This window comes from Mesorhizobium sp. M0119, from assembly GCF_040322615.1.
Classification (GTDB): domain Bacteria; phylum Pseudomonadota; class Alphaproteobacteria; order Rhizobiales; family Rhizobiaceae; genus Mesorhizobium.
Genome location: NZ_JAMYTU010000018.1, coordinates 1 through 12449 on the forward strand (window position 1 = coordinate 1; position 12449 = coordinate 12449).

Annotated in this window: 11 protein-coding genes; 6 read left to right on the forward strand and 5 right to left on the reverse strand. The window is 63.0% G+C overall.

What is annotated here, in order from left to right; genetic code table 11:
- The 5 genes from NKJ40_RS17825 to NKJ40_RS17845 all read right to left on the reverse strand — a co-directional run.
- Window positions 1-588 (reverse strand): phosphotransferase (locus tag NKJ40_RS17825; RefSeq protein WP_352467150.1); only part of this gene is annotated, 588 nt, incomplete at its 3' end.
- A 120-nt stretch (window positions 589-708) separates the two neighbouring features.
- Window positions 709-1158 carry a DNA polymerase III subunit chi gene (locus NKJ40_RS17830; protein ID WP_352467151.1) on the reverse strand — a complete coding sequence of 150 codons (450 nt, stop codon included), beginning with the start codon at window positions 1156-1158 and terminating at the stop codon, window positions 709-711.
- Between the two features lie 37 nt (window positions 1159-1195).
- On the reverse strand, window positions 1196-2692 hold the full coding sequence (locus NKJ40_RS17835) for a leucyl aminopeptidase (RefSeq protein ID WP_352467153.1): 1497 nt from the start codon (window positions 2690-2692) through the stop codon (window positions 1196-1198).
- Between the two features lie 85 nt (window positions 2693-2777).
- A complete protein-coding gene (locus NKJ40_RS17840) occupies window positions 2778-3161 on the reverse strand; it encodes a VOC family protein (RefSeq protein WP_352467154.1) in 384 nt (127 codons plus the stop codon).
- 72 nt (window positions 3162-3233) lie between these two features.
- The gene (locus tag NKJ40_RS17845) at window positions 3234-4400 is read right to left on the reverse strand and encodes a flavin-containing monooxygenase (protein WP_352467155.1); all 1167 of its coding nucleotides are present in this window, start codon (window positions 4398-4400) and stop codon (window positions 3234-3236) included.
- Window positions 4401-4754: 354 nt separating this feature from the next.
- Here NKJ40_RS17845 and lptF point away from each other — a divergent pair, with 354 nt between their 5' ends.
- The 6 genes from lptF (at window position 4755) to rsmA (ending at window position 12442) form a co-directional block, all read left to right on the forward strand.
- Window positions 4755-5957, forward strand: coding sequence for an LPS export ABC transporter permease LptF (gene lptF, locus NKJ40_RS17850; protein WP_352467156.1), 1203 nt, complete (start codon window positions 4755-4757; stop codon window positions 5955-5957).
- The gene (gene lptG, locus NKJ40_RS17855; protein ID WP_352467241.1) at window positions 5954-7039 is read left to right on the forward strand and encodes an LPS export ABC transporter permease LptG; all 1086 of its coding nucleotides are present in this window, start codon (window positions 5954-5956) and stop codon (window positions 7037-7039) included. Before lptF ends, lptG begins: the two co-directional genes overlap by 4 nt.
- The gene (locus NKJ40_RS17860) at window positions 7039-9456 is read left to right on the forward strand and encodes an LPS-assembly protein LptD (protein ID WP_352467157.1); all 2418 of its coding nucleotides are present in this window, start codon (window positions 7039-7041) and stop codon (window positions 9454-9456) included. The genes lptG and NKJ40_RS17860 overlap by 1 nt, the downstream gene beginning before the upstream one ends.
- A 117-nt stretch (window positions 9457-9573) precedes the next feature.
- Entirely contained in the window at window positions 9574-10500 is a 927-nt protein-coding gene (locus tag NKJ40_RS17865; protein WP_352467158.1) for a peptidylprolyl isomerase, read from the forward strand.
- 13 nt (window positions 10501-10513) lie between these two features.
- Window positions 10514-11533 (forward strand): 4-hydroxythreonine-4-phosphate dehydrogenase PdxA, encoded by a 1020-nt coding sequence (gene pdxA / locus NKJ40_RS17870; RefSeq protein WP_352467159.1) that lies wholly within the window; start codon window positions 10514-10516, stop codon window positions 11531-11533.
- Between the two features lie 69 nt (window positions 11534-11602).
- Entirely contained in the window at window positions 11603-12442 is an 840-nt protein-coding gene (rsmA, locus tag NKJ40_RS17875; RefSeq protein WP_352467160.1) for a 16S rRNA (adenine(1518)-N(6)/adenine(1519)-N(6))-dimethyltransferase RsmA, read from the forward strand.
- Window positions 12443-12449: the final 7 nt, after the last annotated feature.

Consider the following 12449-nt stretch of genomic DNA (forward strand, 5'->3'; position numbering starts at 1 on the left):
CCCGGCGGCGAGCCGCCCCGGACCACCGCCCGGGGCCCGGTCCCAGCGCGCGGAATGGGCCGTCGCCCACACGGCCTCGGCTGCAGCCTTGTCGATGCGGCCGCCGAGCGCCGAGAGCGCGGCTCGGGTCTCGGCGTCGTAGACCGAAAGCCGGCCACCGCGGTGGAAATTATGCTGCCCTGCCGGTGGCCCACCGACGGCGTCGATCCGGTAGAGCGCGACCAGAAAGCCGGCCAGCGAACGGGCGAACTCAGTGAGATCGGCAATCAGTTCACCAGCCGCCGGTCTGCCGCCAAGCCAGCGATAGACGGACCAAGGCCATGGATAGCCTTCCCCGGGCGCGCCTTTGGCCAGCGGCACGGGTATCGGCAGAGGCAGGTGAGGCGCCAGGCGGGGCAGCCAGCGATGCTCCTTCTCGACCTGGGCGACATAGGCGGCAGCGCTCGGCAGCCGCACCGACATGCGATCACCCAGCCGGAACGTGCGGTTGTCCCAGCCGCCAGGCTCGACCGGCTCTACCGGCAGGTCCGCCCATTCGGGGAACTGCGCGGCAATCAGCCGGCGAACAAGTGCGGCATCTATCGGCATGCCTGTTGTTCGTTCATTGGGCGGCATCGGGCTTGCTTCGGTCTTCTGGATAGCCGGCGGTCCATATTTTTGTTTTTCGCATTCTTGCGGCGCCAGTGATTTCACTTGGCTGCAAATGCTCTAAGCTTTGCGTTCCCAGCGCCGGTCGGGCGTTTGCTGCCAGTAGGTCACGGTGTGGCCGGCCTCCTTCATTGTCTTCCAGTGCGTGCGTGCCGCCTCGACCTGAGCCGCATCGTGGCCGTCGAACAGGAACACGGCGCGCTGGTAGCCGCCAAGCTCCGGCGGCACCGCCCCATCGACCAGGAAGCGTATCTGCGCCTGGTTCGGATTGTCGGGGCCGACGGTGAGAAGCACCGGCTGCTCGGCGGGATGGGCTTCGCGGTCCGTTGCGTGGGCCAAGAACGAATCGTCCCGGAAAGTCCACAGATGCTGGTCCAGCGCGTCGCGCCGTTCCTCGGTGCCGGTCTGCACCACGGCGCGCCAGCCACGATCGATACTGCGCTCCAGGAGGCCGGGCAGCGCATCCTCCAGCGTCGATTCGGTCAGGTGATAAAACAGAATCTCGGCCATGCGTTTAGTCTACATTGTCGGAGTCCGCCCCAGCCGCTCATTGCTCGTAATGATCGCGCACCAGCCGGTCGAGCAGCCTGACGCCGAAGCCGGAAGCCCATGACTGGTTGATCTCGTTGGAGGGCGCGCCCATCGCGGTGCCGGCAATGTCGAGATGCGCCCAGGGCGTGTCCTTGACGAAGCGCTGCAGGAACTGCGCGGCGATGATGGCGCCGCCATGGCGGCCGCCGATGTTCTTCATGTCAGCATTTTTGGAATCGATCAGCTTGTCGTATTCGGCGCCGAGCGGCATGCGCCACACCCGCTCCTGCGTCGCCTGTCCGGCCGCCGTCAGCCGGTCCGCCAACTCGTCATTGTTGGAGAACAGGCCGGCATAATGCTGGCCGAGCGCGACCATGATGGCGCCGGTCAGCGTCGCCAGATTGATCATGAATTTCGGCTGGAAGCGGTCGTTGCAGTACCACAGCGCATCGGCCAGCACCAGGCGGCCCTCGGCGTCGGTATTGAGCACTTCGATGGTCTGGCCCGACATCGAGGTGACGATGTCGCCCGGTCGCTGAGCGTGGCCGTCGACGGCGTTTTCGACCAGCCCGACAATGCCGACGACACTGACCTTCGCCTTGCGCGCGGCCAGCGCGTGCATCAGCCCGGTGACGGCAGCAGCGCCGCCCATGTCGCCCTTCATGTCCTCCATGCCCGAGGCCGGCTTGATCGAATTGCCGCCGGTGTCGAAGGTGACGCCCTTGCCGACGAAGGCGACCGGGCTTTCCTTGGCCTTGCCGCCGTCCCACCGCATGACCGCGATGCGGGCGCCACGCGGCGAACCCTGCGCTACGCCCAGCAGCGAACCCATGCCGAGCTTCTTCATCTCCTTCTCGGCCAGGATCTCGACCGTGACGCCGAGCGCCTCCAGTTCGGCGATCCGGGCGGCGAATTCCACCGGTCCCAAAACATTGGCCGGTTCATTGACCAAATCGCGCGCCAGCAAGACGCCGTCGATCACCGCCGATTCATCGGCGAAGGCCTTCTTTGCAGCTGCCGGATCGGCGGTGTGAATAGTCACCTTGACCGGCTTTTTTGGCTCGCGCTTGTCGTCACCATTGTTCTTTTTGGTCTTGTACTTGTCGAAGGAATAGCTGCGCAGCAGGATGCCCGCTGCAAGCTGAACGGCTTGCCTGCCGCTGACGGCCGCACCGGGAAGATCGAGCACGACGGCCACTTCGGTTGCCTTGCGAAAAGACGCGGCAATCGTGCCGCCGAGCTTCAGCCAACCGTAATCATCGAGATTGGAGCCCTTGCCGGCACCGACCGCCACCAGCCGCTCGAGCGATGTCCCTTCCGGTGCCAGCACTTCGACCAGGCTGGCGAATTTGCCGGTGAAGTCGGCGACCGGAAAAGCCCGCTCGAGGGTCTTTGCCGGATCGCAAGCCCTGGCGGCATCGCTGAGGCCGCCCTCGTCGGCCACCAGAAAGAAAACGCTGCCCTTTTTGGGCGCGGCGAATTTGGCGAAGGCGATCGAGGGTCTCGAATTCATGATGTCCTGCTTTCGGGAAGTGCGTTGGATTATCGCGGGAGGCGTTCGATTGGGCAGATCGGACCGAAGGTGCCGTGTTGTTGCGTCAGTGACCGGCGGGTTGAAACAGCTCGATGACATTGCCCGATGGGTCTTCGAGCAGGGTCTGGGAACCGCCGACGCCCGTTATGATATCGTTGCGAAAGACAAGTCCAGCACTCTTGAGGCGCGCAACCTCTTCTTTCAGGTCCGGAACCACCAGCAGGATTCGGTTCCAGCCTCCCGGAACCGGCTGCCGGCCATCCGGCATCGCCCGTGCACCCGAACTGCCGGGTCCGCTTAGAAGGAGCCGTAAAGCGCCGCGTGTGACGGAAGCAAAAGCCGGTCGCGCGTCCTGTTCGACGGCGAAGCCAAGATATCCACAGTAGAAGTCGATCGAGGCGGCGACATCATCGACCATGTAGCGAATGCTGACTGGCGTCATGATCATTGACCTTTCGGTTCGAGCACGTTTCAACAGGCGTGTCTGTTGCGGGCGGAACAGTCGGCACAGTCCTGCTCATCATCGCTGCTTGACAATCCGCGCCGCTATCGCCCTGGCCTGAATGCGGGCATTGGCGAAACAACCGCGAATGCTCGGCCGCATGCCGGCAAACCACAGGCCGGGCAATTTCGGATCGGCATCGCCGCCGTTGAAAAGCGGAACGCCCTTGCCGTCGAGCACGCCGAGCTTGCCGACCATCTGCTCCAGACCGGTGCGATAGCCGGTCGCTGCAATGACGATATCGGGCGTGATCAACCTGCCGTCATTCAGTATGATGCCGTCCTGGGTAAATTCCCGCAATGGTGGCACCACCACGATCGTGCCTGCCTTGATGGCGCGAACCGCGCCGTCATCGGCTGCGATCGCGGTGTAGTCGGCGCTCAGACGGCTCGCACCGCCTATGGGAGCCGGCGGAAGCCCAAATTTCGTCAGGTCGCCGAAAACCAGGCGCTGGGTTGTCGCCATCACCGCATCGGCAATCCGCATCGGCAAACGCGCCATGACAGGCGAAAGCCTGTGGACGGCGATCTTGCCGATGCGTTTCGGCAGCAGCGACGGGCCGTTGCGGGCCGACAGCCAGATGCTTTGGGCGTCTGCATTCGCAAGATGATTGAGTGCGTCGAACCCCGAATTGCCGGCACCGACCACCAGCACCTTTTTGCCGGCATAGTCCTTCGCCTTGCCAAAATCGGCCGAATGGATGATCCGGCCGGCAAAATCGTTCATGCCTTTCCACGCGGGAATAAACGGCTGCCGGTCGCGCCCGGTGGCGACGACGACATGGCGCGCCAGACGACGTCCGGCGTTCGTCCGCACGGTCCAGTGATCGCCATCGAACGTGATCTCTTCAACGGCAACGCCGAATGCGATCGGCAGACCATGCGCCTGGCTGAAATCGTTCAGATGGCGAATGACGGCCGATTTGTGCGGAAAAGCCGGGGTGCCTGCGGGATAGCCGACGCCGGGCAGCGTCGAGAGATCGCGATGTGTATTGAGGTGCAGCCGCTGGTGCCGCCGATGCCAGGGTTCGGCAAGCCGGCTCTCCTTTTCCAGGACGAGCGTCGGTACGCCGGCCTTCACCAAGGCGTAGGCGGCGGCAAGGCCGGCCGCGCCGGCGCCGACCACGATCGCGCCGTCAAAGACGGTTTCCCGACCGGTTTGACTGCACAATTTTTCCGCTTCCATGCTGGGGCTCAACAGATCCTGACCCGTCTTATCACGCCGCGGCGGTCGCGACCGGCGCGACATTTGGTCGTTTTGCCGCATTTGACAAGACTTTGGCCGAAATCGCTCCCATATGCGATATCGAACCATCTACGATTCGTCGCGGCACGGCCCCGCTTCCCGCCGCAACCTGTTGTTAACCAACAATGTTCGCCCTTTCTTATCCATTGCCGCCGACACTCCGGCCCAGCGGAATTTGCGATACGGGACAGAACCCAGATCGAACCGTCAAACTGAGCCAGTTGTGCAGCCGGCGCCGGACGACTACCTTGTTCCAAGGCATGATGCCGTTCGAAATCGCCGAGAAAAGCCTTCATGAAGGTCGTTGAACGTTACATCATGCGCCGTGCTTTCGCGGTATTCGCGCTGGCGCTCGTCTGGACGCTGGCGATCGTCTGGACGACTCAGGTGCTCGCCCGCATCGACCTCGTCACCGATAGCGGTCAGTCGGCCCTCACCTTCTTCGAAGTCGCAGCGCTGATCATCCCGACGATTGTTCCGATCGTCGTGCCGTTCGCCCTGGTGGTCGCGGTCGCTCAGATACTCAGTGTGATGAATTCGGATTCGGAGCTCGCCGTCATCAATGCCGCCGGCGCTTCACGCTGGACCATCGTCAGGCCGATCATGCTTCTGGCACTCGCAGCCAGCGTTTTTTCGTTCGCCGTCGACAATGGCGTCGACCCTTACGCACGCCAGAAGAACCGCGAGTTGATTGCGTCGTCGCGTGCCGATCTGTTGTCGTTGATCATCCAGGAAGGCACCTTCCGCAAGATCGACGACGGCCTGTTCCTGCAGGTTGGCGAACGGCTTCCCGACAATCGCCTCGGCGGCATCTTCGTCGCCGATTCGCGCGAAGAAGGCGTCAATCTCGTCTATTATGCCAAGACCGGTAGCATCATCGAACGCGGCGACGAGAGGGTGCTGATGATGAATGACGGCGTCATCCATCGCAAAACCATGACCGGCGACCTCTCGGTGATCCGGTTCACCTCCTATGCCTTCGACCTGTCCGCTTTCATGTCGGCCTCATCTGACATCTTGCTTTTGCCGAAGGACCGGACGACCCAGTATCTGCTCAATCCCAGTCCGAATGACAAGCTGTACCAGCAAAAGCCGAACAGGTACCTGGCCGAGCTCAACCAGCGTTTTTCCGAGTGGTCCTATTCGCTCGTCTTCGCGCTGATCGCGCTTGCGGTCGCCGGAGATGCGCGCTCGCATCGCGAGGCGCGTGTGCACCCGCTGATCACGGCAATCGCGATTGCGCTGTTCGTGCGCTGGCTGGGGTTCTTTGCTGCCGGCAAGGCCGACAAGGTGCCGCAATATGCCTATATGGTCTACGGCGTCCCGATCGTGGCATCGGCGATCGCCATCTGGTTCATTGTTTCCAACCGGACCATGGAACTGCCGGTTGCCTGGGCAGATTGGATAACCAATCTTGCCGGCCGCTTCAGTGACGGCTGGAGCGCCATCAAGCTCCGTTTTGCCAGGCGTGGCGCATCCGGACAGGGGGCCGGCTGATGGGCTGGACTCTGGGTCGGTACTTCTTCTTTCGCTATGTGACGATCACCATCTGGTTCTTCATCGGCCTCTTGGCGCTGGTGTTCCTGATCGATTTCACCGAGCTTTCCGGCCGCACGACCGGCGTGCCGGGCTTCACCTACGCAACTGCGTTCGCCATTTCGGGACTCAGGATGCCGATGATCATGCTGCAGACGGTGCCGTTCGTCGGCCTGTTCTCGGCGATGGCGACGTTGGTGTCGCTCAACCGCAAATATGAATTGGTCATCGCCCGTTCCGCCGGCGTCTCCGCATGGCAATTCCTGCTGCCATGCAGCATCGGGGCGCTGCTGTTTGGAGCCTTGTCGGTCGGCGTCATCAATCCGATAGCCGCGCACGCCTATTCCTGGTCCGAGGAGATCGAGACCCAGCTCCGTTCGGGCAAGTCGAACAGCGTCTCGGCTGATGCCGCGCCCTGGATCAGGCAGAAAACCAACTCCGGCGACACCATCATCGGCGCGCGCGCCATTCTCAACCAAGGCCTGGAGATGGCCGACGCGGTCTTCTTCAGCTTTAGCCCGCAAGGCGACATCATCGAGCGCAAGGATGCGGCGCGCGCCTTTTTGCGGGACGGCTACTGGGAATTGCAGGACGTGAAGGTGTTCCGGGACGGCACCATCCAGTCGTTACCCAGCGATCGGCTGCCGACCAATCTCAAGCCGGAATTCGTGCAAGAACGGTTGGCGCGCCCTGAGACCATTCCCTTCTACGATCTGCCCGGCAAGATCGAGGTGGCCCGCTCCTTCGGCCTCAAGGCAAATGCCTTCGCCATGCAATTCAATTCCCTGATTGCGCTGCCTTTCCTGCTTGTCGCGATGACGCTGATTGCGGCAACAGTATCAATGCGATTTGCGAGGATGGGGCAGTCGGCAACGATGATTCTGGGTGGCATCGCGGCCGGCTTTCTGCTTTATGTCGTTTCGGTGCTGGTCAAGGCATTCGGCGTAGCGGGATTCGTACCCACTGCCGTAGCGGCTTGGGTCCCGGTTGTCGTGGCTATGTTCTTCGGGGTGACATTCCTGCTATACAAGGAAGACGGCTAGTGAGGGAGGCGGTTTTGCGCAGCCATAGGCACGCCGGTTTGGCACGCCTCTCTGCGGCGAGCGCCTTGGCATGCCTGCTCGCCGGCGTCGCCCCGGTTGCTCCGGCTTTTGCCCAGGACGTCAGTGACCTGGCAACGAAGGTTCCGAGCGGCACGCAGATGCTGCTGGCAGCCGATACGCTGGTCTACGACAACGATAAGCAGACCGTGACGGCCGTCGGCGGCGTCCAGATCGACTATGGCGGCAACCGTCTCGTCGCCCAGCGGGTCGAATACAACCGCAATACCAAACGCCTCGTCGCCAGCGGCAATGTCGAGCTCGTCAATAGCGACGGCACCAAGATCTATTCGCAGCATGCCGACATCACCGACGATTTCGCGGACGGCTTCGTCAACGCGTTGCGTGTCGAGACCATAGACAAGGCGTATTTCGCCGCCGAAAGCGCGGAGCGCATGGGCGGCGTGCTGACGACGTTCCACAATGGCGTCTACACCGCCTGCGAGCCGTGCGAGGACCAGCCCGACAAAGCGCCGACCTGGCGTATCAAGGCCAGGAAGATCATCTGGAACGGCGAGAAGAAGACGGTTCGCTTCGAGAACTCGAATTTCGAGTTCTTCGGCTTTCCGCTGGCCTATCTGCCGGCTTTCGAGATCGCCGACCCAACGGTCAAGCGCAAGAGCGGCTTCCTGATCCCCGGCGTCGCCTACAAGAGCGATCTCGGCGTCGGTGTTAAAGTCCCCTATTATTTCGCGCTCTCGCCGACCTACGATCTCACTGTCACCGGCAGCGGCTATACCAAGCAAGGTTTCCTCGGTGAGGCCGAGTGGCGGCAGCGCTTCAACAACGGTCAGTACAGCCTGAAGATTGCGGGTATCCGGCAGGAGAATCCCGACGCCTTCATCGACGACAATGGCCACAACGTGAATTCGGGTACAGCAGGCGACCCGAACAGGTTCCGCGGCATGATGGGCACCCAGGGCCAGTTCGCCATCAACCCGCGCTGGGACTTCGGCTGGGACATCCTGCTGCAGAGCGACAAGAATTTCGCGCGCACCTACGACATCGATGGCTTCAACGATAGCGTGCACCGCTCCGAGGTGTACCTGACGGGGCTCAACGATCGCAATTACTTCGATGTGCGCGCCATGCACTTCGACGTTCAGGAAGACACGCTCGCCAGCGATCCGACCGCACGCGCCGCCAAGCAGCCCTGGGTGCTGCCCTCGCTCGACTATGCCTATATCCCCGACATGCCAGTGGCCGGCGGGCAGCTGTCGTTCGACATCAACGCGCGGGTCATTGACCGCGACAGGCTCGATACGGCTCTTGCAAATTCGGGCATCCCTTCGTCCGTCAACAACGTCCGCGGCATCGACGGTCAATCCGGCCGCCTTACCGCGGAAGCGGAATGGAAGCGCACCTTCACCACCGATGGCGGGCTGCTGCTGACACCGCTCCTGGCGCTGCGCGGCGACGCCGGCTACGTCAACGCCTCCTCGGCCTCGCTTGACGCCATCAACCAGATGGCGACCAATCTCGGCGTCGAGGACGATATGCGTTCATCGCTTGCCCGCTATATGGCGACCGCCGGCCTTGAGATGCGCTGGCCGGTGCTGTTCTCGATGACCAGTTCCAGCCATGTTTTCGAACCGATGGCGCAGGTATTCATGCGTCCGAACGAGCAATATGTCGGCGGGCTGGCGGTCCCCAACGAGGACGCCCAGAGTTTCGTCTTCGACGCCACGACGCTGTTCGAGCGCGACAAATTCTCGGGCTATGACCGCATGGAAGGCGGCACACGCGCCAATGTCGGGCTGCGCTATTCCGGCGCATACGACAATGGCTGGGGCACCAATGCGGTGTTCGGCCAATCCTACCAGCTCGGCGGCCAGAACTCGTTCGGCACGCCGGACCTGGTCAATGTCGGCGCCTATTCAGGCCTTGAAACTGCAACCTCCGACTATGTCGGCCTTGTCGGCTTCAACAGCCCCAGCGGGTTTTCCGGCTCGGTCAGCGGCCGTTTCGACGAGCAAAGCTTCGAGATCCGCCGCGCTGAGGTAAAGGCCGCCTTTTCAGGCCTGCCGGTATCGCTGAGCGCCAAATACGCCTTCATCCAGGCGCAGCCGCTCTATGGCTTCTCGACCGATCGCCATGAGGTTACGCTCGGCGCCTCGACACATCTTGCTGAGAATTGGCGCGTCTTTGGCACCGGCACATATGATCTGGAGCAGAGCGTTCTGGTCAAGGACGGGGTCGGCTTTGCCTATAGTGATTCATGCTTTACCTATTTGATGACGTTTTCGGAAAGACGTGACCTGAACACCAAGGAAGTATCGCAGAACGTCGGCTTCAACCTGTCGTTCCGTACGCTCGGCGATTTCGGCTCGTCGCAACGCTCCATCGACACCATCCAATAACGGGCAGCGGTCGGCAACGGGGCGGCTGGCGGACGACATTGTTTCGCCGCATAGAGCAGGCACGAATTTTGACGGCCTGAACTGGGATAGGTTGGGCCGAATCGGGATGGAATTGGGATGCTTTCGATGAGGAAATACCTCTTTTCGGCAGGGTTCGCGCTGCTGGTGGCGTTCTCGACCACCGCAGTGACGCAGCCAGTTTTCGCCACCGAGATCAAATACGTCGTCAACAACATACCGATCACCACCGGCGACATCCAGCATCGGGCCGCTTTCCTGCGCCTGCAGCACAGAAAGGGCGATGCCGGCCAGGAAATGATCGACCAGACGCTGCGTCTGGCCGAAGCCCGGCGGCTCGGCATCCGCATCAGCGACGCGCAGGTCGATGCCGCTTATCAGCGTTTCGCTACCAGCAACAAGATGCCGCTCAAGCAGCTTGACGGCGCGATGGCGCAATCCGGCGTCACCAAGGAGCATTTCAAGGACTTTATCCGGGCGCAGATGGCCTGGAACCAGGCGCTGACCACGCGTCACCGTTCTAGCGACGGCGGCGGCGCAATGGGCGAGCAGGACCTCGTCAAGCGCATGCTCGAAAAAGGCGGTAGCAAGCCGAGCGCCACAGAGTACATGTTGCAGCAGGTCATCTTCGTGGTGCCGGCCGCCGAGCGAAGCGCGACGCTGGCCAAACGCAAACGCGAAGCCGACGCCATGCGCGCCCGCTTCAACGGCTGCAACACCACGCGCGAATTCGCCAAGGGCCTGATCGATGTCACCGTTCGCGATCTCGGCCGGGTGCTGGCGCCGCAATTGCCGGCGGACTGGGCCGAGCAGATAAAGGCTACAAAGGTCGGCGGCGCCACCACGACGCGCGAAACCGACCGCGGTGTCGAATTCATCGGCATCTGCTCGTCGCGCGAAGTGTCAGACGACAAAGCCGCGCAGATGGTGTTCCAGAGTGAAGGTTCGAGCGACAAGAACGCCGACGAACTCTCGAAGAAATATGTCGAGGAGTTGCGGAAGAAAGCCCGCATCATCGAGCGCTGAAGTCGCGATCGCCGTGCCTGACGCAGAGCTTCCGCTGGCGTTGAGCGTCGGCGATCCGTCCGGCGTGGGGCCGGACATCGCCATCGCCGCTTGGCAGGCCCGCGATAGCGCTGGCGTTCCGTCTTTTTATCTCCTTGCCGATCCGGCACTGATTGCTGGGCGGGCGCACAGGCTCGGCACCAATATCGCGATTGCCGAGACGACGCCGGCGCTAGCGCCGGGGGTGTTTTCGCGCGCGCTGCCGGTGGTGGCGCTTGCTGCCCGTTTCGTCGACAGTCCCAGCCGCCCGGATCCAGCCAACGCCGCCGGCATCATCGAGGCGATCGACCGCGCCGTTGCCGACTGCCTGGCCGGCCGCGCTGCCGCGGTCGTCACCTGCCCCATTGCCAAGAAGCCGCTCTACGATGCCGGCTTTCGCTTTCCCGGCCACACCGAATATCTGGCGCATCTGGCATCGCTTCACACCGGCACTGAAGTGACACCGGTAATGCTGCTTGCCGGCCCGGACCTGCGCACCGTGCCGGTCACCATCCACATCGCACTGGCCAAGGTGCCGAAGGCGCTGACGACCGACCTGATCGTCGCCACCGGCCGCATCGCCGCCGCCGACCTTGCAACCCGTTTCGGAATTGCCAAGCCGCGGCTCGCCATTGCCGGCCTCAACCCGCATGCCGGCGAAGGCGGCGCCATGGGCACCGAAGACGAGCGGATCGTGCGCCCGGCGATCAACCGGCTGAGGCAGGAAGGGATCGACGCCTTCGGGCCATTGCCGGCCGACACGCTGTTTCATGCTCGCGCCCGCGCCGGCTACGACGTGGCGCTCTGCATGTATCACGACCAGGCGCTGATCCCGGCCAAGACGCTGGCGTTTGACGAGGCAGTCAACGTCACGCTCGGCCTGCCCTTCGTCCGCACCTCGCCCGACCACGGCACCGCCTTCGACATTGCCGGCAAGGGCATCGCCCGTGCCGACAGCTTGATTGCGGCGCTGAAACTCGCTCGCATGCTTGCCGATACCGGGAAAAGGCCGTAGGCCCCTGAGCCCAATGAGCCCAATTCGATGGCCTTAACCCGTAGAGCCCAGCCCGATGAGCCCAGTCCGATGAGCATAGACGGCCTGCCGCCACTGCGCGAGGTGATCGAGCGCCACGGGCTGCAGGCGAAAAAGGCGCTCGGCCAGAATTTTCTGCTCGACCTTAACCTGACAAGCAAGATTGCGCGAACCGCCGGCGACCTGAGCGACGTTACGGTTATCGAGGTCGGTCCCGGCCCGGGCGGGCTGACCCGGGCCCTGCTCCTCAACGGCGCCCGGCGGGTCGTCGCGATCGAGCGGGACGAGCGCTGCCTGGCGGCCTTGGCCGAGATCGCGAACCATTATCCGGGTCGGCTCGAGATCGTAGCCGGCGATGCGCTGAAAACTGACTTTGCAGCGCTTGCCAAAGGCGTGCCGGGAAGCGGCGGGTCGGCGAAAATCGTTGCCAACCTGCCTTACAATATCGGCACCGAATTGCTGATCCGCTGGCTGACCGTCACCGAGTGGCCGCCTTTCTACACATCGATGACGCTGATGTTCCAGCGCGAGGTCGCCGAACGCATTGCAGCCAGCCCCGGCAGCGAGGCCTATGGCCGGCTCGGCGTGCTGGCAGGCTGGCGGACGGAGGCGAGGATTGCCTTCGACGTGCCGCCGCAGGCGTTCACGCCGCCACCCAAGGTGACGTCCTCGGTGGTGCATCTGGTGCCACGCGCCAGCCCCTTGCCGGCAGAGGTGAAACGGCTCAGCCGCCTCACCGAGGCGGCGTTCGGCCAGCGCCGGAAAATGCTGCGGCAGAGCGTGAAAAGCCTCGGCGGCGAGGCACTGCTCATCCGCGCCGGCATCGATCCGACCAGGCGTGCGGAGACGCTCAGCGTCGAGGAATTCGTTCGCCTGACCAACGCGGTGTGATGCCGGG